The sequence below is a fragment of the Hyphobacterium sp. genome (genome assembly GCF_965228115.1).
In the GTDB taxonomy this organism is placed as follows: domain Bacteria; phylum Pseudomonadota; class Alphaproteobacteria; order Caulobacterales; family Maricaulaceae; genus Hyphobacterium.
In genome coordinates, this window is record NZ_OZ245794.1 from 1,351,175 (window position 1) to 1,370,830 (window position 19,656).

Genomic DNA, 19,656 nt, shown 5'->3' on the forward strand with positions numbered 1-19,656 from the left:
GATTGCCTCTCCTATCCGAGTGCAAGCGTATTCAGGCGCAGGATCGGCAACAGGATCGACAAAATGATCCCGGTCACGATGGCGCCCATAATGATGATGATGGCCGGTTCCAGAAGGTTCAGCGCCATGGAGGTGCGCCCATCCACATCCTGTTCCAACTGAAGGGCGGCGCGCTCAAACATATCGCCCAGCGCGCCAGAGCGTTCGCCCGCCGCGACCATGTGAACCAACAGGCCGGGGAACCAGTCCTGACGCCGCAAGGCTTCCGACAGGCCGGTGCCGGTCTCCACATTTTTAACAACATCTTCAATAGCCAGCGCAAAGGCCCGGTTTCCGGCCGCGCGGCCCGCAGCCCGCAAAGCATCCGGCAAGACCGCGCCAGATTGAATAAGGATGGCCACGGTGCGGGCAAACCGCGCGGCTTCCATATCCCGCGACCAACCGCCCATCAGCGGCAGTCGCCGCATCAGCCGATCGCACTGAAGCTTCGCCGCGTCGCTCCGAAGCGCGACAGTGCCAAGAAGCACCATCGCGGCGAGCGCGACGAGCAAATAAAGCCCATAGGCTTGCAGAAAGCCGGACAACCCGATGAGAATTTGCGTCGGCAGCGGTAGAGACACACCCGTCCCGTCAAACTGCTCGGCAATGCGCGGCACGATGAACACCAACAGCGCGCAGACGACGAAAATGGCCGTGACCGCCAGAGCCGCCGGATAGACGAGAGCCGCCTGGATATTCCGGCGCACGACATCGGCTTTTTCCAGATAATCCGCGAGCCGGTTCAGCACGCGCGCCAAACCGCCCGCACTTTCCCCCGCCGAAATCATGGCGCGGTAGACTGCCGGGAAGGAAGCGGGGTGATCGCTGAGGCTTTCTGCGAGACGCGACCCTTCCTGTACGCGAGAACGGACAGACGACAGAACGCGCCGCAGCGCTGGTTTCTCCGCTTGTTGGGAAAGCAAGCCTAGCGCTTCTTCGACCGGAATGCCGGCTTCCACCAGGCTGGCAAACTGGCGGGTGAACACCATCAGATCGCGTCGCGACAATCCGCGTGCCGGTAAGAGCGAAGCAGACGCACCGGGGCGGGAGGCCGCCTTTTCATCGGCCCGACCGACTTTCAGCGGCGCAAGGTTGCGCCGACGCAATTCGCGGCGGGCGGCGACTTCTGAATCCGCATTGAGAAAGCCCTTGGCGCGCTTTCCCGCGGTATCCAGCGCGGTGTACTCAAACGCCGGCATGGCGCTCGGTCTCCTCACGGCTGACGCGCAACACTTCGGCCAGCGTGGTTTCGCCATTCAAGGCAGCGGACAAACCATCCTCGAACAGCGTCTTGCGGTTTTTGAAGGCGTGATCGGCGAGCGCTTTTTCCGGCGCATTCTCATGAATGAGCCCGCGCAGGCCCTCATCGACAGACACGATCTCATAAATCCCGACCCGGCCGGAATAGCCCAGCCCCTTACAGGCCGGACAGCCCTTGGCGCGATAGAGATTAACCGGCCCCATCTTGTTGACATTTATCGCCGCGCGTTCAGCCGCCGTTGCCGGGTAATCTTCCTTGCAATTATTGCACAGCCGCCGGACCAGGCGCTGCGCCACAATGGTGGAAACGGTGGAGGACAGAAGGAAGCTTTCCACGCCCATATCGCGCAGGCGGGCAATCGCCGCGACCGCAGAATTGGTATGCACGGTCGATAACACCAGATGCCCGGTCAGGCTGGCCTGAACCGCAATCTCGGCAGTTTCGGTGTCGCGGATCTCCCCGACCATCACCACATCCGGGTCCTGTCGCAAAATCGCGCGCAAGCCTGCAGCGAACGTCATGCCAACCTTGGCGTTCACCTGCGTCTGGCCAACGCCATCGAGCGCATATTCCACAGGGTCTTCGACGGTCAGGATATTGCGCGAACTGTCATTCAACATGTTCAGCGCGGCATAGAGCGTCGTCGTTTTACCAGCCCCGGTCGGACCGGTGACGAGGATGATGCCATTGGGCTGAGCCAGCGCTTTTCTGATTGCGGAATGATTGGCCGCGCTCATGCCCAGCTCATCAAGCGTGAAGCGGGCTTGATCCTTATCCAGAAGGCGCAGAACAACCCGTTCGCCAAAGCGAGACGGCAAGGTTGCGACGCGGACATCCACGCCTTTCCCGCCAAGTGTCAGCGACAGGCGGCCATCCTGCGGTACGCGTTTTTCGGCAATATCCAGCCGCGACATCACTTTGATGCGCGACACCAGCGGCGAGGCGAGCGCCGGCGCAAGGCTGGCGCGTTCAGACAACACGCCATCAATCCGGTAGCGCACAGACACCCTATCCTCATAAGGCTCGACATGGATATCCGATGCCGAGGTCCGGATCGCTTCGGCGATCAGCCCATTGATCAGGCGGATAATTGGGGCATCAGACGCGGAATCCAGGAGGTCCGCTGTCGGTGGAATATCATCAATAATGCTGGAGAGGCTCTCACCTTCGGCCTGATCGCTTAGCTGACCGGCTTCAGCGTCGGAGAAGGCGTAGATCTCGGACAAGGCCCGATCAAATTGCGGGGCTTCGACTTCCTCAACCGGAAACACGCGGCCTACCGCGCGCCGGGCTTCCAGCAGCGCCAGACGGTCGCCGCCGCGCTTGATCAGAAAGGCCGGGGCCTCGCCCGGCCGGAACAACACACCGCGCGATTTGGCAAAGCCATAGGTGAGCCGGGCGGGGTTCATCCCTCTTCCTCAAGTGCGGTACCGGACAGAAGATCGGCAATCGCATCCAGATCATTCACGCCCGGGCGGACATCTCCGCGGCGTTCCCGGATCCGGCCATAAGAGCGGCCCGTGGCATCGCGCATATCCACCTCGTCGCGGATAATGGTCGGGCGGATAAACACCATCAGATTGCGTTGGATGACGGATTCCCCTTCGGAGCGGAACAGACGGCCCACACCGGGCATCCGGCCCAGCACCGGCACACCGCTGGCGGTGATCTGCTGGTCCTGTTCGATCAACCCGCCCAGCACGATGATTTCGCCATCATCGGCCAGAACCGTGGTCGAGATTTCGCGCTGATTGGTGATTAACTCGTCGGATGATGCACTCACCGTCCCCGCCACGCTGGAAACTTCCTGACGAATAGAGAGCCGGATCGTATCGCCCTCATTGATCTGCGGGGTGACTTCCAGTCGCACACCGACATCCTGACGCTGGATGGTGCGGAAGGGGTTCACGTTATTGGCCCCCAAAGCTTCGCCGGTCGTGATCGGGATCTGCTGGCCGACCAGGATGTAGGCCTCTTCATTATCCAGCGTCATCAATTGCGGGGTGGAGAGCACGTTGGAATTCTGGTCTTCCTCGACCGCATTCAGGACCAGACCGAACAGATTGCCGTTGGCATCTTCACCGCCAAACCCAGCGGTAATGCCGCTCGCGCCCAGAAGGGAGGAGAGCGCCAACGAGCGCAGATTGGTGTTCGTCAGCCCACCGTCCTGACTGCCATCATCAATCTCGGCGATCGCGCCCGTCAGGGCGAGAATATTCGGATTGGCCCGGTTAAAGCGGCTCATGATCAGGGGCGCATCGCCATCATCATCTCCGGCCAGAAGGAATTGCACGCCCAGTTCTTCGGCGGCGGTGTCGGAGATCTCCACGATAATCGCTTCCACCAGAACCTGAGGCCGGCGGATATCCAGCTGGCGCACCACCTGTTCGATCTGGCGCTGGGCATCTGCGGGCGCATTGATGATCAGTGAGTTAGTCGGCGCGTGATGGGAGATCGAGATCGGACCTCCCCCGGGGCTGTCCCTGCCCGGCGCCAGCGAGGCGGCGACATCGTCCAGTATCGGCAGAATGGTCTCGCCATCGGTATGGCTGAGATAGATGACGCGATAATCCTGATTGCTTTCGGACACCGCATCGATCTGACGGGCCAGGCGGATCATTTCATTGACTTGCTCGTCTGCGCCGCGCAGCAAGAGCGAGTTGGAAGACGCCACCGGCACAATCGTCACGCCATATCGCCGGCTTTCCTCGCCCGAACGCGTGCTGGTCCGCGCCGACTCCAGGATTCGGGCCATATCGGCAGCCGACACATTCTCCAGCGCAACGATCTCGAAAATGGAATTGTCCAGGTCGAGATTGCGCAACACATCCCGTGCGCGCTGAACATTGCTGGCAAAATCAACAATGACGATGGCATTGCCCGACGCGATGGCATTCACCACGCCCTGGGCGCTGGTTAGCGGACGCAATAAATCTTCCGCATCCTGCGCGCTGGTGTGTTCCAGCCGGATGACGGAGGTCACAAACTGATCACCAGCCGCCAGGCCAACCCCGCCGGTGCGGGCGCCTTCTGTCTCCGGCACAATCTGAAAGGCACCGCTGGAGCTTCGGATCACGGCATAGCCCTGAACCCGCATGACCGAGAGGAAAACCTCGAAGACTTCCTCTTCGGTCAACGCGGCCTGGGAAGTGACATTCACCGTGCCGCGCACTTCGGAATCCACGATGAAGGTATAGCCGGTCAGGATGGAGACATCGTCGATAAAGGCGCGGATATCCGCATTGACGAAGTTCAGCGTACTTTCCTGAAAGGAAGCCGCCGGAGCAACGGGCAAGGCAGCAATAACAGCCGCAGCAAGCGCAAGGCGAAGGTGTTTCAAGATCATTGGGGAATATCCAGCATGATCCGTTCACCCTCACGGCGCACGGTCATTTGAACAGAGTTGGCGGTTTGAAGGCGGGTCAGGATGCGGCGTGCCGCTTCAACATCCTGAGGAATATTTCGGCCATTGATGGCGAGAATGACATCGCCGCGTTCCAGGCCCAGCGCGCGGGCCGCGGCGCTATCATTGCTGACACGGAAGCCATTGAGTTCGCCGCTATCAAAATTCGGCTGCAGACCCAGCTGCCCGATCAGGGCTTGCGGATCGCTGACCGGTTGCAGGCCAGATGCGCCCGAACTGCCAGCCGCGCCTTCGCGCAGGAAAAGCACTTCGCGCACGCCGCCGCGATCGATCACAATCCGGTCAGCATGGACCTCCGCCAGAGAGGCTACTTCGGTAATGAACTGTCCGACGGCATAACTGCGCTGGCCGTTTGCCCCGGCCTCGATAATGGCAGAACCGGATTCCGGCGTTTCGCCCATGCGAACGCCAAACAAGCGCAGGCTCAGCTGGGTTTCCGGGAGGGATTGGATATCCGCCGTGCTGGCCGCCGAAGCCGTTCCGGAAAACAGGGTCTCGAAGCTTGTGTCCGTCGGGGTCAGCCGCGCTTCGCGGACGCTGGAAACCGTTTCGGGTTCGTCAAAGGTGAAGGGCTCGCTGAAGGCACCATACATCAAGAACCAGAAGCCGCGGGCGATCACAAATGCCAGCACAGCCAGAGCCATGATCTCGGCCAATGCCACGAGACTTGGCGGCACGACGCGGGGCGTCCTGCCTGGGTTTCGGCTAACTGTCTGCATCCGCCATCCACGGCCTGATTATCGAGTCCGAATTCGCTGGTCAGACCCGCCCAGACCGAGCGTTTACGCCAGTTGTTTTCAGGCTTTGCGTCAGTTTTGTTTCCAATATGTGACGGCCCGCCAGAAACTGACGGGCCGCCGCAAAATTCACCCGTCTAGAAGCGGGCCGTCAGGCTCGCCGAGAGCGAGGTCCCGCGTTCATATGAATTGAATTGCGTCACGCCGATATTCGGGTTCCGCTGGAATTCAATATGGTCCTCATTCAGGAGGTTGCGGGCGCTAACCCCGAAGGTGAGATCCCGGCCAGCGAACTGGAAATCCCGGCGATAGGTCAGGTCCAGCTGATAGCCCGGATCTTCCAGAACATCGGGAAGCTCCGCACCCGGCTGGGTCAGACCGCGCTGAAGCACGCGCTCATCCACCCAGTTGAGCAACAGGGTCAATTGCTCATTATCGCTTTCCCAGCCGATCTGGGCGTTGGCGATATGCTCCGGCGTGCCCTGGAGCACAGATCCGTCCAGACCGAACACCGAGGCCGGACGCGCCGTGCTGGTGATCGGGTCAAACACGGTATCATTGGCATCCGCCTGCACTTCGCTATCAGTATAGGTGTAGTTCACCGAGAACCTGAAATCGCGGTCTGCGAAGAAGTCAGCAAACGGGCCGTTTTCCACCGGAATGGTGAAATAGCGCCGGAATTCCAGCTCCAGACCCTGCACGACCGCTTCCGGCGAATTGATGAAGGTGGTTTCAAACACGAAGGTCGAGGTCGAGAACTGAACTTCCTCGATCGGGTTTTCCAGCCGCTTGTAGAATACCGCCCCGGTGATGAACTGATCCCGGCCCATATAGTATTCCAGACGGGCATCGAAATTCTGAAGCCGGGAGTCCACAAGACCTGAGTTACCGCGATAGATGCGTTCTGATTCCGGATCAAAGAAGGACGACCTTGCCAGTTCCCGGAATTGAGGACGGGCAATCGTTTCCGAATAGCCGGCCCGCATTTGCAGATCATCAGCAAAGTTCCACGTCACCGTCAGGGCCGGAAGCACATAGTCTTCCGTGATCGCCGCCCGCGCGCCTTGCGTGCCAAAGCGGTCAAAGGTCTGGACATTGGTGTCGCCCTGCTCGGCCCGCACCCCGACCGTGGCCCGAATGTAGTTGGTGATGTCGAAATCGGCCTGCGCATAAAAGGCATCCACATCCAGATTTGCCGCATAGGAGTCGTTCGGCGTGGTCACTTCCAGCAGAACAAAGCGGTTCGGATCGATATTGTCCGGTCCGAACAGGAAGTCCGGACGGGCCACCTGCACGTCCGCCGGCAGGGAGTTGCCGCCCGCAAAGCGGAAAGCCAGGAAGTCATAATCCCGTTCGGTCCGTGCGGTATCGAAACCCGCCATCAGGACCAGCTCCCGCGATTCCGGCAGTTGGAATGTGCGCTGAACATCGATCCCGAAATGCGTCAGATCATCGGTCAGCTCCGAAAAACGGATCGAATAGTTATTGGCTTCGAGATAGGCAGGAACGCCTGTGACCGGGTCCGGGAAACGGCGCAAGGACCGTTCATAGGGCGCATCCCGGGTCGCCTGAGCGATAGAGCCCCGCCAGCGCACTTCGAAATCGTTGAAAAAGTGCTCACCTGCCAATTGGAACATCCCCAGGGACCGCTCATACCAACCGGTGGATTCATCAAACACCTGCCCGGTTGCCCCCGGCGCGTTGAAGTCCCGGCCGGTATCGATCTGCGATTCCTTCGAGGTCGAATGCACATAAAATCCGGTCGCCTGGATCAGATGGTCGCCATTATCAAAGCTGATCGAGCCCAGCGCGTTGGTCTGAACGTCCAGTGCGGATTCCGTAGTCTGAAACTCATTCCCGATAATACCGCCGAGGACGAACTGACGCGTGGCGCGTTGCGTTTCCCAGCCCTGGCTATAGCCCGCAGCGCCGATCAGGCCGACGTCCCAATCGCCCATTGTCGTGGAATAGCCGCCTTCTAGATTGACTGAGGAGTCCGGACCCAATTCGCCTTGCTGGATCACCGTCAATGGTGAATTGACGAGGCTTTCACCCGCTGCTTCGATCTGCGCATCGGTGAGGCTGTTCAGGCGTGTGCCGCTATTGACGACCGCCTGAAGCGGGCCTGGCAAATCGCGTAGGCCGCCATCCCAGCCCGTCCAGTCCTGGTCCGAGCCATGATGGAACAGACCGTCTTCCAGCGTGGTTTCGGTATTGTATCCGATACTGGTTGACAGGTTGATGAAATTCTCGACTGGGCGGCGCAGCGTGCGCAAATCGATCAGACCGCCACCAAACTCGCCCTGATAATTGGCCGAGTAGGTTTTCTGGACTGCAATCCGGTCGAGCACGCCCGACGGGAAGAGATCCAGGGGAACCGTCCGGCGAAGGGGTTCCGGGCTGGGCAAGGGAGACCCGTTCAGAAGGGCCGACGAGTAGCGGTCGCCCAGGCCGCGGACATAGGCAAACCGGCCGCCAACCACCGACAGGCCGGACACCCGGGTCAGCGCAATCGCCGCGTCGCCATCACCGGAGCGTAAAAGATCTTCATTGGTGACAAAGGAGGCCACTTGCGCGGTCTGGCGCTGTGGCTCCGGGATAAATTGACCGCGCACGACAATCGTGTCCTGCGAGATTTGTTCGGCGGTTGCCTCGGCCTGTTGTGCCACAGCCGAAGGGGCTATGAACATCGTGCTGGCGAGGAGCGCACCGCTGAATGAGGTTACCGTTTTCATGGCTTGAACCTTTAAAATCGTGAGCGCGAAAGCATTGGCGGGGGTAGCGCTGACAGGGTTGCCAGCGCCCCGGCCCGTCCTAGCAAGGCGACGCGGCTGTCAGGCCACATGTCCAGCTATCCCACCAGGTGTCCTGGTTGTTCTGAACCGCACCGGCATAGGCGAGGTTCATGAACCAGGGATCCAGCGTGGTGGCATTGAAGGCCGTCACAGCGTTCTCGTTCGCGCCATTGATGAAGGTGCCTGACAAGGAGTTCGTTCCGACCACATTGTTGGTACCTCCATCGATGGCCGCCTGCGCCGTTCCGGCTTCAGAATTCGCGGTTTCGATGCCTGCGGCGCAATCAAACAGCACCGAGTCAAAACTCGGATCCTGGCCGACGCCCTGATACCCGGCTGTGCCATTCCCGGCCGAGCTCTGATAGCGGAAGCATTCATCGCCCTGTTCGAAGAGCACGCCGTTTACATAGCGGCCCACCGTACCGGTGTTCAGACGGAAGCCATTGCCGCCGCCCGAACGGGCCACGAAGGTGAAGTTGGCGACATTGGCATTCGACAGCGGCGTGACGCCATTGCCGGCTGAAGAAGCCTCGACAATATTGTCGCCGCCATTGGCTCGCTGGACAACAATCGCGCGCTGAATGTTGCCGTTATAGCCATTATCCGTGTCGATCGAGTCGTCATCATTTCCGGTCAGCACCAGATTGCGGACATTCACATTCCCGCCAAAGAATTCGACGCCATCGTCGGAATTGTTGTGCACCTGGATGTTTTCCAGCGTCGTTGCATCCGACACGCCTGCCAGGGTGATGCCGTTCAGCTCATTGCCCTGTGTGTTGATGGCGAAACCGGCGAACCGCACGCTGGTATAGGTCAGCGATCCAGACGATTCCGTGGTCGTCGCGCCGCCATAGATGGCATCTGGATTGGTCACGCCTTCCACAATGTTTTCACACTGGGCCGTGCCCGGCGTGGACGCATCGCGGCAGCGATTGATCGGCGCCCTGCCGAGGATCACCAGACCGCCCCATTCCGAAACCGCATCCGTCCGGTCGCCAGCCGCATTCGTGATGTCGTTTTCGGACGTAAAGATCACCGGATTGGCCGCCGTACCGTTCGAGAACAACTGCGAACCGCGGTTCACAACGACATAGTCAGACCCGCTGTCGCCATAAAGCGTCACACCCGATTCAATGGTCAGCGAGGCCGGATCACCGCCCGCCGCATTGCCGTCCGCGCCGACATCCACGCCGACACCAATACGGCCATCGATTTCATAGATATTGCCGCGCGTCAGGCGGATATCGCTCGTGATCACTCCGTTCAGACGGCAAACCGTCACGCCATTGATCGCAATACCCTGATCGGTCGTACCGTTCGGACAGGTCGGGTCCGGGAACAGGGCGAACGTCCAGCCAGCGGCCCAGTTCTGGGTCTCGGTGTCGTTCGGGCCGAACGCGCCGACATAACCGGTATTCGTCAGGAAGGGATCCACCGTCATGGCGTTGAAAGCGGTCATGCCGTTTTCATTCGGTCCCGGGAAATAACTGGCCGCCAGGGAGTTGGCCCCGACCACATTATTGGTGCCGCCATTGATGGCCGCCTGCGCCGTTCCGGCATCTGAATTGCCCGTTGCGATGCCGCCTGCGCAATCGAACAGAACCGAGTCAAAGCTGGGGTCCTGACCGGGGCCCTGATAGCCTGCCGTGCCGTTTCCAGCCGAGTCCTGATAGCGGAAACATTCATCCCCTGCTTCCACCAGCACACCATTCATGTAGCGGCCGACGGTGCCCGTATTCAAACGGAAGCCATTGCCGCCGCCCGCACGTGCGCGGAAGGTGAAGTTGTTGACCGCCGCATTCGACAGCGGCGTGACGCCATTCCCGGCTGAAGAGGCTTCGACAATATTGTCACCGCCATTGGCCCGCTGGACCACGATCGCATTCTGGATCGCGCCCTGATAGCCATTATCGGTATCGATCGAGTCGTCATCATTGCCGGTCAGCACCAGGTTTGTGACATTGACCGTGCCGCCGAAAAACTCGACGCCATCATCCGAGTTATTGTGGACCTGAACATTGCTGACGGTCGTGCCGTCGCCGGTGCCGGCGAAGGTGATGCCGTTCAGCTCATTGCCCTGCGTATTGATGGCAAAGCCGGCAAATTGAACGCGGACATAATCTAGGATGCCCGAACTATCATTCGGCGAAGCGCCACCATAGATCGCATCCGGATTGGTCACGCCTTCCACAATGTTCTCACACTGGACGGTGCCCGGCGTGGACGCATCGCGGCAGCGGTTGATCGGCGCGCGGCCGAGGATCACCAGACCGCCCCATTCGGAAATATTATCGCCACCGGCATCATTGCCGGGGTCATTGTCGGCCCGGCGGATCAGATCGTCTTCCGACGTCATCACGATCGGGTTGGCGGCCGTGCCGTCAGCCTCGATCCTCGAGCCGCGATTGACGACCAGATAGTCCGCCCCGCTGGTGCCGAACAGGGTCACGCCTGGCTCGATGGTGAGGCGCGCCGGGGAACCACCGGCATTGCCATCAGCCCCGACATCCGACCCGATATCGACGCGGCCCTGGATCCGGTAAACCACGCCGGTTTCATTCGTCAGCGTCAAATTCGACAGAACAGCGCCCGAGATCAGGGCCACCGTATTGCCGGCAACCGGCGTGGCCGCACAGGTAAAGCCGGCCGGGCAAGGCGCGGCACCCGTGCCGCCGCCACCACCGCCGCCACCACCGCCGCCGCCGCCGGGGCCAGTGCCCGGATTGGTGACGCCAGGAGAGGCGATTTCCGAACCCTGTGTACACGCGGCCAGCGTGCCAGCTGCCGCCACAAGCAACAGCTTTTTGAAACGCGAGTTGAATGACATTTAAAACCCCCAGGAGGAACAACGCAGAGCAAGCGGTTTGCACGCGAATCCGGACGGCTCGCGCGCGTGATCGGCGGCGAAAAAATCGGATGTTTGTAACGGCGAGATGACGGTTTTGATGTGGAATCGTGTCGGCACGGGTGTCTCAAGAAACCGTCATTCAGTGCACGGAATTTATAAAAATTCAGAGGCCTGTTTTTGGGCCGGTTTTCAACCACACCACATCAAAACTCCGCCCCCTCCTCACATCTATAAATTTTGTGTGACAGCGGCGCATGGGGGTTTTGGCGGCGGCTCAGGCGGCCCACACGGGTTCGCGTGTCAGAGGAAGGGGAGTGGCCGCCTTCTATCTCGGACGTCAAAGTCCTGACGTTATCCCCCTCAATTTTTCAACGCCGGTCTGCAAAACCGGGAATCGCCAAACGCCCACACCCGTGATAGGGCCGCTGAACCTCTGAACTGAACCGGACTTATCCGCCATGGACGCGCTCGACCTCACCCTCCTTACCGCCAGTTTCGTGACCTTTTTTGTGGTCATCGACCCGATTGGCGTGGCGCCCATTTTTGCCGCGCTGACCAATGGCTCTACGCCCGCGCATCGCCGCATCATGGCGATCAAGTCCGTGCTGATTGCCTCGGGCGTTTTGATCGCCTTTGCCTATGGCGGGGAATGGCTGTTAGGCGCGCTGCATATCAGCCTGGATGCCTTCCGGGCCGCCGGCGGGGTTTTGCTCTTCCTCATTGCGCTCGACATGATTTTCGAAAAGCGCACCGAACGCCGCGAGGAACGGGCCGAGAAAATGGCCGGTGAAGATCATGACATCGAGGGGACAAATGAAGACATTTCTGTCTTTCCCATGGCCATCCCCATGATGGCCGGGCCGGGCGCAATTGCGTCCATCATGCTGTTCATGTCCGCCGATGGGGGCAGCGCTCTGGGTCAGGTCGCGATATTTGGCGGCCTGGCGGCCAACCTTCTGCTTTGTTTGGTGATATTCTTGGCTATTGGCCCAGTTATGAAACTGCTGGGCGACACTCTGGCGGCCATGATAACGCGGATTCTGGGCGTGATCCTGGCAGCTCTCGCGGCGCAATTTATCTTTGACGGCATTGCCGGGGCCTTGCTGGCAGGCTGAGGCCCGGCTTTGTCCAGAGACTGCCAAATTCTGGCCGCAAGCGTTTTTTAAAGACTTTTTGCTAGGCTTTGAACGTCTTTGGAAAGGTCAATTTTGATGGTCCGGCTTGCCATGTTCATAGCAGCGCTTGCCCTGGTCCTGACCGGTGTGTCTGCCAGTGCCTATGCGTTCACGCATGGCCATGTGGAAGCCGGTATTGCCTTTCTCTGGCCCGCCCTTGCCCTGGCGCTGATCCTCGGCATGGCCGCACCGAAGCGCAATCAGACCTGAGGCGAATGCGGGCTAGCCCCCCTCATCAATCAACGCAACCAAACTTCGCGTGTAATAACTCTTTTTGTTCTGGAATTCGGCTGAAGCGAAATAGTCGCTATGGCGGCGCAATTGGCCTTTAACGACCGCACGCCATTCGTTGTCTCCGCGCGTACAGTCTAACACTTCCACCAGCGAGTATAACATGTGAGCGACGAACAGTTCGTACTGCGTCAATCGTCCTTCTGACCGAATTTTGGCCAAATCCGGCACAACAAGGTCAGGCCGGTTGATCGCATCTTCGAGGGAATGCCGGTAAAGTGACTTGGCCGTTGCTTCGCGTTGTATCGAACGGTTTGAATTGATCTGTATGTAGGCGTTGGGCAGTCAGACAATTGCAAAAGCAGCGGCTAAGGCCGTAGCGAACCAGCCGACTACCGTCGCGGAGTCGACCCAGCTGGAGAAATCAGGCTTAACTGCCTCAGTTTTTCTGGATGATTTCCCGCATTTGAAAACACAGTCTTAACGTTTCGAAAAAACGCCAACCGCTCCTACTCGTCCAGCTGATCAAGCCAATCGCCGGGCCCGTCGCCGGTCCGCAAATCCATCAGCGTTGGAAACAACCACCAGGGCGCATCACCATCCGCATTCCAGAGCGCAACGAAGGCGAAATCTGCCGCCGGCTCCATGTAGATCTGGGCCCCATAGCCGGACAAATATCCGGAATGTGTCAGCAACTCCCGGCCATTCCAGTTATACGTGCGCCAGCCCAGCGCATAACCGGTCGAGTCAATTCGCTCCGACAAGCGATGAAGCCGCCTTGTCTGGCTTGGCGTGTCGCCGAGGCTGGTGTGAACACGGCGGAGAACCGCCTCGGGAAGGCGCTGATTCAGACCAAGATGCGCGTTCGCATACGCGATCATATCGCGCAGAGATACATTCACACCGGCCGCTGAAACGGTCGTATCATACGCTGTCGCCGGGTCTCCTGCGGCGGGCAATCCATTGACGCGTTCGCGCCGGCGATGCGGCCTGGCCCAGCTTGCCGCAGTCATCAGATCGTCAACGCCGATCGTGGCGTCATCCATACCCAGCCGTTCAAAAAGCCACACCTGCATGGCCAGTTCAAAAGGCAGGCCCGCCGCCTGTGCCCCGAGTGTTTCCAGACTGGTATAGGCAACATTCTGATAGCTATAGCAGTCACCTGGTCGGCAAACGGTTCTTTGGGTCTGGAAGCGATCCCGCAGCTGATAAAGCTCGCTGCCGCGTTCCATGGCACGATCCAGTGCATAGGGCACAAGACCGGTCCGCTGAGCCAATACCTGTTCGGCCGTTGCACTGCGCCCGCGCGGCAAAGGCAGCAATTCGCGTGGCACTTCGCCCAGCAGGTCGAGCCGGCCTTCATTTTCCAGCAATGCCATGAGCGTGCCCGTCATGCCTTTGGACACCGAGGCCGCCCGGAAAAGGGTACGGTCCGTAACGGCACGGCCCGAACCGGCTTCTTCTTCACCCGCCGTATAGACCATGACGAGTTCGCCCTGATCGATAACAGCCACAGCCAGGCCCGCCATGTAGTCACGGGCTGCGACCTCTTCGAGACGATCACGGAAAGGATCAAGGTAATCCAGCGGAGTTGGCGCACGCGGCGGGGACGTCATCAAGACAGGCTCCAGCGCCAGGAACATGGCCGGGGACGTCTGAACAAACATGGCTGGATTGGACGCAGCAGCCTTGCCGGTCCAAACACACAGCAACATCATAACTCCCAATAGGGCGCGCATTTACTCCCCCAAAATCCGGTATCCCGCAGAAAGAAAAGCTCCTGCGTTGCTGACTGCGCTTCCACGTTTCTCCACCGAAGCAGAAAACTCCAAAGCGTTCTCCCAAGTCAGCAGCGGACCACCAGAGAAGCTAGCATTCTTCTCTTTCGCGGCGAGTCTTGCAAGAGGCGGGCCGAATTTCCTGGCAAATAAAAACGCTGGCCGAAAAGAAAAAGGGCGGCCCGAAGACCGCCCAATTCCTTATCCGGTACTCAAAAACGGGTTCTTAGAACTCGTAGCGGAAACCGAACTGGATCTGCCACAATGAGCGGCGCGAGATGCGGCTCTCATTGGAATGCGGAATTCCGCGAGCGTCGTCATAGGTATAAGCGCCCGTATTCGGGTCGATATCCCACAGTTCGACAACCGGCTGGAAGTACTCGTAACGAACTTGCTCCACACGGCCCCAGTCATCATTCAACAGATTGCCCAGGTTCTCGATGTCCATGAAGAAGACACCCCGTGCAGACCGCGGGAAGAAGGCCGGAATTTCCTGCTGGAACCGCAAGTCAAATACCGTCGACCACGGGCTCTGGAAGCCATTGGCCGGGGCGATTTGACCGGCATAGTTGATCAGACCGGTTTGCGCCAGATACGCGTTGAACGCGTTCAGATCAAAGCCCGGCGTGAAGTTGACCAGCGGGTCAGAGGTTGCCGTAACGACACCATTGGCATTGGTCTGCGGCACGTAGAAGAGCGTACCTTCGTCATCCGCTGCCCGTTCGTTGATACCGAACGGTGAAATGCGGCGGTACTTCCGGTTCGGGCCTTCCGTGTAGCCATAGGTGTACGAGAAGTTCCGGCCCGAGCGGCGTTCCATGAACAGCTCGACCCGTGTCTCATACTCACCAAAGAAAGCATGACGCCAGCCGAGACGGGCAGCAATCTGATGCTCGATCTCGTAGTTCGACGGACGAACCAGCGGGTTCTGACGGTCCGAGGTGGCATGGTCAGAATAGTTCGACGTCGCCGTGGAGGACGTGCCCGGATGGATCTCGTCGATATTGGCGTTGGTGTAGTTCAACCAGAATGACACACCGTTATCGAAGTCATTCGACAGGCTGAAGGCGTAGGTGGTGCCGCCACCGCCATCTTCATTGCGGATCAGAATTTCCTGTCGGGCCGTCGAACAGGAATAGATCGGGCGGCCATCAACCGGCGAGGTGCTCGTCGGCGTGGTGCACGATGCGTCATACCAGAACGGTGAATCCTGGCGGTCATCGAACAGGGCGTCGAAGGTGAACAGGAAGTTGTCGACGTCCGCGATGCTGAATTCGACATCTGCCCCCAGCGAGCCTCGCCAGACTGACGGAATTTCAAAGCTGGGATGCAAAGCATTCACATCGCCATCGCCTGATACCAGACCGGTCGTAGCGGCCGTCGGCAGAATGCGCGCATCCACATTGTTGATCGGCCCACCGATGAAGATCGAGTCAATCGTCACACCGTCGTTGGAATAACCGTTCGAAATCCACACAGCCGGGTTACCGCCAGAGAACAGCCCATAGCCACCGCGAAGGGTGATACCCGTCGTTTCAAACAGACCTGCCGAGAAATTCCGGTCCCAGGCGTAGTTGAAACCAAAACGCGGCATCCAGATGTTCAACCCGTCCAGCGTGGTCGTGTTGGAGAAGCCGTTGCGCGCCGCAAACTGCGGGTTCGGCGTGATGTTATTCGATGCGCCATAGGTTTCATAGCGCAGGCCGAACAACAGGGTCAGATTATCGTTCCACGTATATTCGTCTTGCACATAGAACGAATTAATCGAGTAATCCCAGTTCGCTGCACCATCGCGCTCATTGTTGGAAACGGCGTTGTTGTAGAACAGGCCGGAAGCCGTGCGGTTCTGGAGGTCGGTGATCGAGTCAAAGTCGTATGACCCTTCCGAACCCGGAACGAACAGGTTGAAGGTTTGCTGTTCGCGGCGTTCAAAACCGGTCGAGAACAGGTGGTTGCCAGCCACGTATTCACCACGCAGCGAGATTTGCGTCAGCTCGTTTTCCAGCTCGTTGGCATGACGGAAGAAGTCCGGACCAACCGAAACCGTACCACCCGTCGGCGTGCGGATCTGGAAGTTTGCGAAGTCCGCACCGTCAACCGAATTCTGCCCGGTTTGCTGAGTGGAAAAGGAATAACGGAACTCGGTCGAGAAGTTCGAGGTCCAGTCCGAGAGAACCTGCAAGGCGTAGGTCTCGGTCTGCTCCGAACGATTGTACCAGGTTGAGGGCGTACCGATGCTGGCGCCATCGTTCCGCTCTTGCGTCGAGGTGCCATCATTGGAGTTGTAGGTGAATTTGACCCGGTGATCTTCGTTGACGTTCCAGTCCACAGTGAACAGGAACTTTTCGTCTTCATTGTTCAGATCGGCCTGATCGAAATTCGTCAGGTTCAGACCATAGACGGTTTGCATGATGCCGAGGATCTGATCGACTTCTGCCTGCGTCACATTGTTTTCGGTAAACTGCCCCAACGGACCACCCAGCGGGGTCTCGCCAAGCGGATCAGTCCGCTCGAACAATTCGTAGGAAGCAAAGAAGAACAGACGGTCTTCAATGATCGGGCCGCCAAATGTGAGGCCCCAGGTCGTTTCTTCAAAGTCCGCCGTGCCCAGCTGGACGTTTTCAGTGGTGTCACCGATGAGGCTTTGGTCGGTGAAGAAGTAATAGGCCGAACCGGAAAAATCATTGGTACCCGAACGGGTCACAGCCGTCAGCGTGCCGCCTGTAAAGCCCGAGGTCTGGACATCGTATGGCGCAACTTCGACCGCAAGCGCTTCCAGCGCATCGATCGAAACCGGACCGCGGTTCTCGGCAGGGAAGCCCGAAGAGTTGAGGCCGAACAGGTCGTTCTGCGTCACACCGTCGAGGGTAAAGGAGTTGAAGCGGTTATTGGCACCTGCGATGGAGATGGCGTCGCCATTTTCCGGGTCCAGGTTCGCAAACGGCGAAAGGCGTGCAATGTCGCGCGGATCGCGGCTGATGCTCGGAAGACCGGTAATGTCGTCAATGTTGAAGTTGGCGCGCGGGCCTGTTGCCAGGTCACCGAGGTTCAAGGCCGAAGCCGTCACGACGATGACATCATCAGTCGTCGTACCGGACATCAGTGTGAGGGGAACATTCAGCGTTTCGCCGACGTTCAGGAAGACACCCTCGACACGCTCAGGCGAAAAGCCGTTCGCCGTGACCGTAATGGTGTAGGGACCGCCAACGCGCAGGCCGGTCGCCGAGAAACGGCCGGAGGCGTCTGTGGTCGTGGTCGAGGCCGTACCCGACGGAGCGTGAACGATAACAACCGACGCTCCCGATACGACGGCACCGCCATCGGCGGTCACAACGCCGCGGACGTTCGATGTAATCTGCTGGGCGTAAACAGCCGCCGGCGTGGCGACAGCGAACAGGGCGGCAGCAGCCGCGCTGTAAGCAATTTTTTTCGTAAATGACATGGTCTTCCAATCCCCACGAGTCGACGAAGCAGGGCACGCGCGTGCCCCTGTTAAACACGAGGCGGGCCATACTGCCGCTTATGGAAGGTTCCGTGACTCATTTGTAAAGCTTTTGTGACTAAAGCCGGGGTGCAGATTGTTGCGCTGCAACATCGCCGCGAAACACGATCATGATATACGCTCTAAACCATTTATATAAATTAATAATTCCATTCTCGCAGTTCTTGAACACTATCCACAAGTCTCAGTTTCCAGGCGAAGCTAGCCGCCGCATTTCGGAAAAAGTGAGGCTTGTATGTTACACCCCGTTCCGGCAGGAAGCCGTCATGCTGCCATCAAGCCAAACAGGTGAGTCGCGAGCGCCCCTCTATTGGGGGGCGATGGCCATTCTGGCGATTGCGCTATTACGGATTCTTGGCCTAGCCGCCAACCAGCTCCAACTCTACCCCGATGAAGCCCAGTACTGGGTTTGGTCCTGGACCATCGAATGGGGCTATTTTTCAAAACCCCCGCTGATTGCCTGGGTGATCGGATTATCGACCTCCATCCTCGGAGACACGGATTTTGCGATCCGCCTGCCTTCTCTTTTGTTTCATACAATGGGCGCTGTGTTCCTGATGCTGATCGCGCATCGGGTGGCAGGCGGATGGGCGGGCCTGTTCGCGGCGCTTGTCTATCTGACTATGCCGGGCGTGGGCATCGGGGCGATGGTCATTTCAACGGACTCGCTCTTACTGCCGCTTTGGGCGGGAGCACTCTACTGCCTGATCCGTTTGCGCGACGGCGAGGGTGGCTGGGTCTCCGCTGCCGGCCTCGGTCTCTTCCTGGGGCTGGCGTTTCTGGCCAAATATGCCGCTATCTATTTCCTCATCGGCACAGTGCTCGCTCTGGTCTTTGATCGCCCGGTGCGGCGGGCCTTGTTGTCATTCAAGGGGCTGCTCGCCGCGGTGCTCCTACTGTCGCTTTGGGGCCCGAACCTGCTTTGGAATGCGTCGAATGATTTTGCCACGGTCCAGCACACGGCGGCTAACGCGAACTGGCAGGGGAGCTTGTTCAACTTCGAAGAGATGCTTGGCTTTGTCGGTGAACAGTTTGGCGTTTTCGGCTTCCTTTCATTCCCGGCGATGTTGATCGCGGCTGTTCTCGCCTGGCGAACCCCGCAACGTACCGGGCAAAGCCTGGAACGATTGTTGACGCTCTATTGCCTGCCAGCCCTGGCGGCCGTTTCGGTTCAGGCATTTATCAGCCGCGCGCACGCCAACTGGGCGGCGTCCGCCTATGTCGCCGGCACGCTACTGGTAGTTTTTTTATTGCTGCGGGGTCCAAGATGGCGGCGCTACATTCTGATCGCCTCCATCGCAGCGGGGGCAATCTTCTCTGCGACCGTCTCAACGGTGGCCGCCCAGCCTTCGCTGGTTGCGGGCCAGAGTATCGCGCGCGGCGTTCGCCATTTGCAGTCCTGGCCTGAAACGGCCGAAGCGATCGCGCCACTGGAAACGAGAGGCAACTACACGGCGCTCGTGTTCGACAACCGGAATGTCTTCCATCAGATGCAGCGCTATGGCCGGAATTTACAAACGCCTCTGGCGATGTGGCAGCGATATGGCACGCCGCACAATCAGGCCGAGGCTGTCTGGGCGCTGGACGATGGAACACCCGGTCCGGTGCTAATCATTGCGGATCGCGAATGGGAACGCGCCCGCTTGCTTGCCGATTTTGAACGCGTCGAGGAAATCACAACGCTGTCCATTCCGACCGGTGGCCATGCTGATCGGCGTTTAACGGTGTATGAAGGCTATAATTATAGGCGTCTTCAAAGAGACGCCGATTACGAGGCGCGGTTTTCAGATGCTATGGCTGCTGGCAGTGCCAGCGGGGCAGATGAAACGCTTGGACGCTGAGAGGTCTGCGGTTTAACGTACGCTG

11 protein-coding genes are annotated in these 19,656 nt (G+C 59.1%); 3 read left to right on the forward strand and 8 right to left on the reverse strand.

The window, feature by feature from the left end:
* Positions 1-11 precede the first annotated feature (11 nt).
* The 6 genes from gspF to ACO079_RS07340 form a co-directional block, all read right to left on the reverse strand.
* Complete coding sequence (gene gspF / locus ACO079_RS07315) at positions 12-1,238, reverse strand: type II secretion system inner membrane protein GspF (protein WP_421792879.1); 1,227 nt, start codon at positions 1,236-1,238, stop codon at positions 12-14.
* Positions 1,225-2,709 (reverse strand): type II secretion system ATPase GspE, encoded by a 1,485-nt coding sequence (gene gspE, locus ACO079_RS07320; RefSeq protein WP_421792880.1) that lies wholly within the window; start codon positions 2,707-2,709, stop codon positions 1,225-1,227. Before gspE ends, gspF begins: the two co-directional genes overlap by 14 nt.
* Entirely contained in the window at positions 2,706-4,646 is a 1,941-nt protein-coding gene (gene gspD / locus ACO079_RS07325; RefSeq protein WP_421792881.1) for a type II secretion system secretin GspD, read from the reverse strand. Before gspD ends, gspE begins: the two co-directional genes overlap by 4 nt.
* Entirely contained in the window at positions 4,643-5,401 is a 759-nt protein-coding gene (locus ACO079_RS07330) for a type II secretion system protein N (RefSeq protein ID WP_421792882.1), read from the reverse strand. The genes gspD and ACO079_RS07330 overlap by 4 nt, the downstream gene beginning before the upstream one ends.
* 197 nt (positions 5,402-5,598) lie before the next feature.
* Positions 5,599-8,196, reverse strand: coding sequence for a TonB-dependent receptor domain-containing protein (locus tag ACO079_RS07335; protein WP_421792883.1), 2,598 nt, complete (start codon positions 8,194-8,196; stop codon positions 5,599-5,601).
* Between the two features lie 79 nt (positions 8,197-8,275).
* Positions 8,276-11,083, reverse strand: a complete 2,808-nt coding sequence (locus ACO079_RS07340; protein WP_421792884.1) for a beta strand repeat-containing protein — start codon at positions 11,081-11,083, stop codon at positions 8,276-8,278.
* 479 nt (positions 11,084-11,562) lie between these two features.
* On the opposite strand from ACO079_RS07340, the gene ACO079_RS07345 reads away from it, so the two are divergent.
* Together ACO079_RS07345 and ACO079_RS07350 are read left to right on the forward strand one after the other, a co-directional pair.
* On the forward strand, positions 11,563-12,219 hold the full coding sequence (locus ACO079_RS07345) for a MarC family protein (protein WP_421792885.1): 657 nt from the start codon (positions 11,563-11,565) through the stop codon (positions 12,217-12,219).
* Positions 12,220-12,315: 96 nt separating this feature from the next.
* Positions 12,316-12,489: a hypothetical protein gene (locus ACO079_RS07350; RefSeq protein ID WP_421792886.1), complete on the forward strand. Its 174-nt coding sequence runs from the start codon at positions 12,316-12,318 to the stop codon at positions 12,487-12,489.
* 530 nt (positions 12,490-13,019) lie between these two features.
* On the opposite strand, the gene ACO079_RS07355 is transcribed toward ACO079_RS07350, so the two are convergent.
* Complete coding sequence (locus ACO079_RS07355) at positions 13,020-14,225, reverse strand: serine hydrolase domain-containing protein (RefSeq protein WP_421792887.1); 1,206 nt, start codon at positions 14,223-14,225, stop codon at positions 13,020-13,022.
* Between the two features lie 289 nt (positions 14,226-14,514).
* On the reverse strand, positions 14,515-17,730 hold the full coding sequence (locus ACO079_RS07360; RefSeq protein ID WP_421792888.1) for a TonB-dependent receptor: 3,216 nt from the start codon (positions 17,728-17,730) through the stop codon (positions 14,515-14,517).
* A gap of 326 nt (positions 17,731-18,056) precedes the next feature.
* Between ACO079_RS07360 and ACO079_RS07365 the strand changes: the two genes are divergently transcribed.
* Positions 18,057-19,631 carry an ArnT family glycosyltransferase gene (locus ACO079_RS07365; protein WP_421792889.1) on the forward strand — a complete coding sequence of 525 codons (1,575 nt, stop codon included), beginning with the start codon at positions 18,057-18,059 and terminating at the stop codon, positions 19,629-19,631.
* Positions 19,632-19,656: the final 25 nt, after the last annotated feature.

What these genes read in the sequence shown, in the direction of transcription:
- gspF (WP_421792879.1), bottom strand. Translation starts at nt 1,238, where the DNA reads ATGCCGGCGTTTGAGTACACCGCGCTGGATACCGCGGGAAAGCGCGCC.
- gspE (WP_421792880.1), bottom strand. Translation starts at nt 2,709, where the DNA reads ATGAACCCCGCCCGGCTCACCTATGGCTTTGCCAAATCGCGCGGTGTG.
- gspD (WP_421792881.1), bottom strand. Translation starts at nt 4,646, where the DNA reads ATGATCTTGAAACACCTTCGCCTTGCGCTTGCTGCGGCTGTTATTGCT.
- ACO079_RS07335 (WP_421792883.1), bottom strand. Translation starts at nt 8,196, where the DNA reads ATGAAAACGGTAACCTCATTCAGCGGTGCGCTCCTCGCCAGCACGATG.
- ACO079_RS07340 (WP_421792884.1), bottom strand. Translation starts at nt 11,083, where the DNA reads ATGTCATTCAACTCGCGTTTCAAAAAGCTGTTGCTTGTGGCGGCAGCT.
- ACO079_RS07345 (WP_421792885.1), top strand. Translation starts at nt 11,563, where the DNA reads ATGGACGCGCTCGACCTCACCCTCCTTACCGCCAGTTTCGTGACCTTT.
- ACO079_RS07350 (WP_421792886.1), top strand. Translation starts at nt 12,316, where the DNA reads ATGGTCCGGCTTGCCATGTTCATAGCAGCGCTTGCCCTGGTCCTGACC.
- ACO079_RS07355 (WP_421792887.1), bottom strand. Translation starts at nt 14,225, where the DNA reads ATGTTGCTGTGTGTTTGGACCGGCAAGGCTGCTGCGTCCAATCCAGCC.
- ACO079_RS07360 (WP_421792888.1), bottom strand. Translation starts at nt 17,730, where the DNA reads ATGTCATTTACGAAAAAAATTGCTTACAGCGCGGCTGCTGCCGCCCTG.
- ACO079_RS07365 (WP_421792889.1), top strand. Translation starts at nt 18,057, where the DNA reads ATGCTGCCATCAAGCCAAACAGGTGAGTCGCGAGCGCCCCTCTATTGG.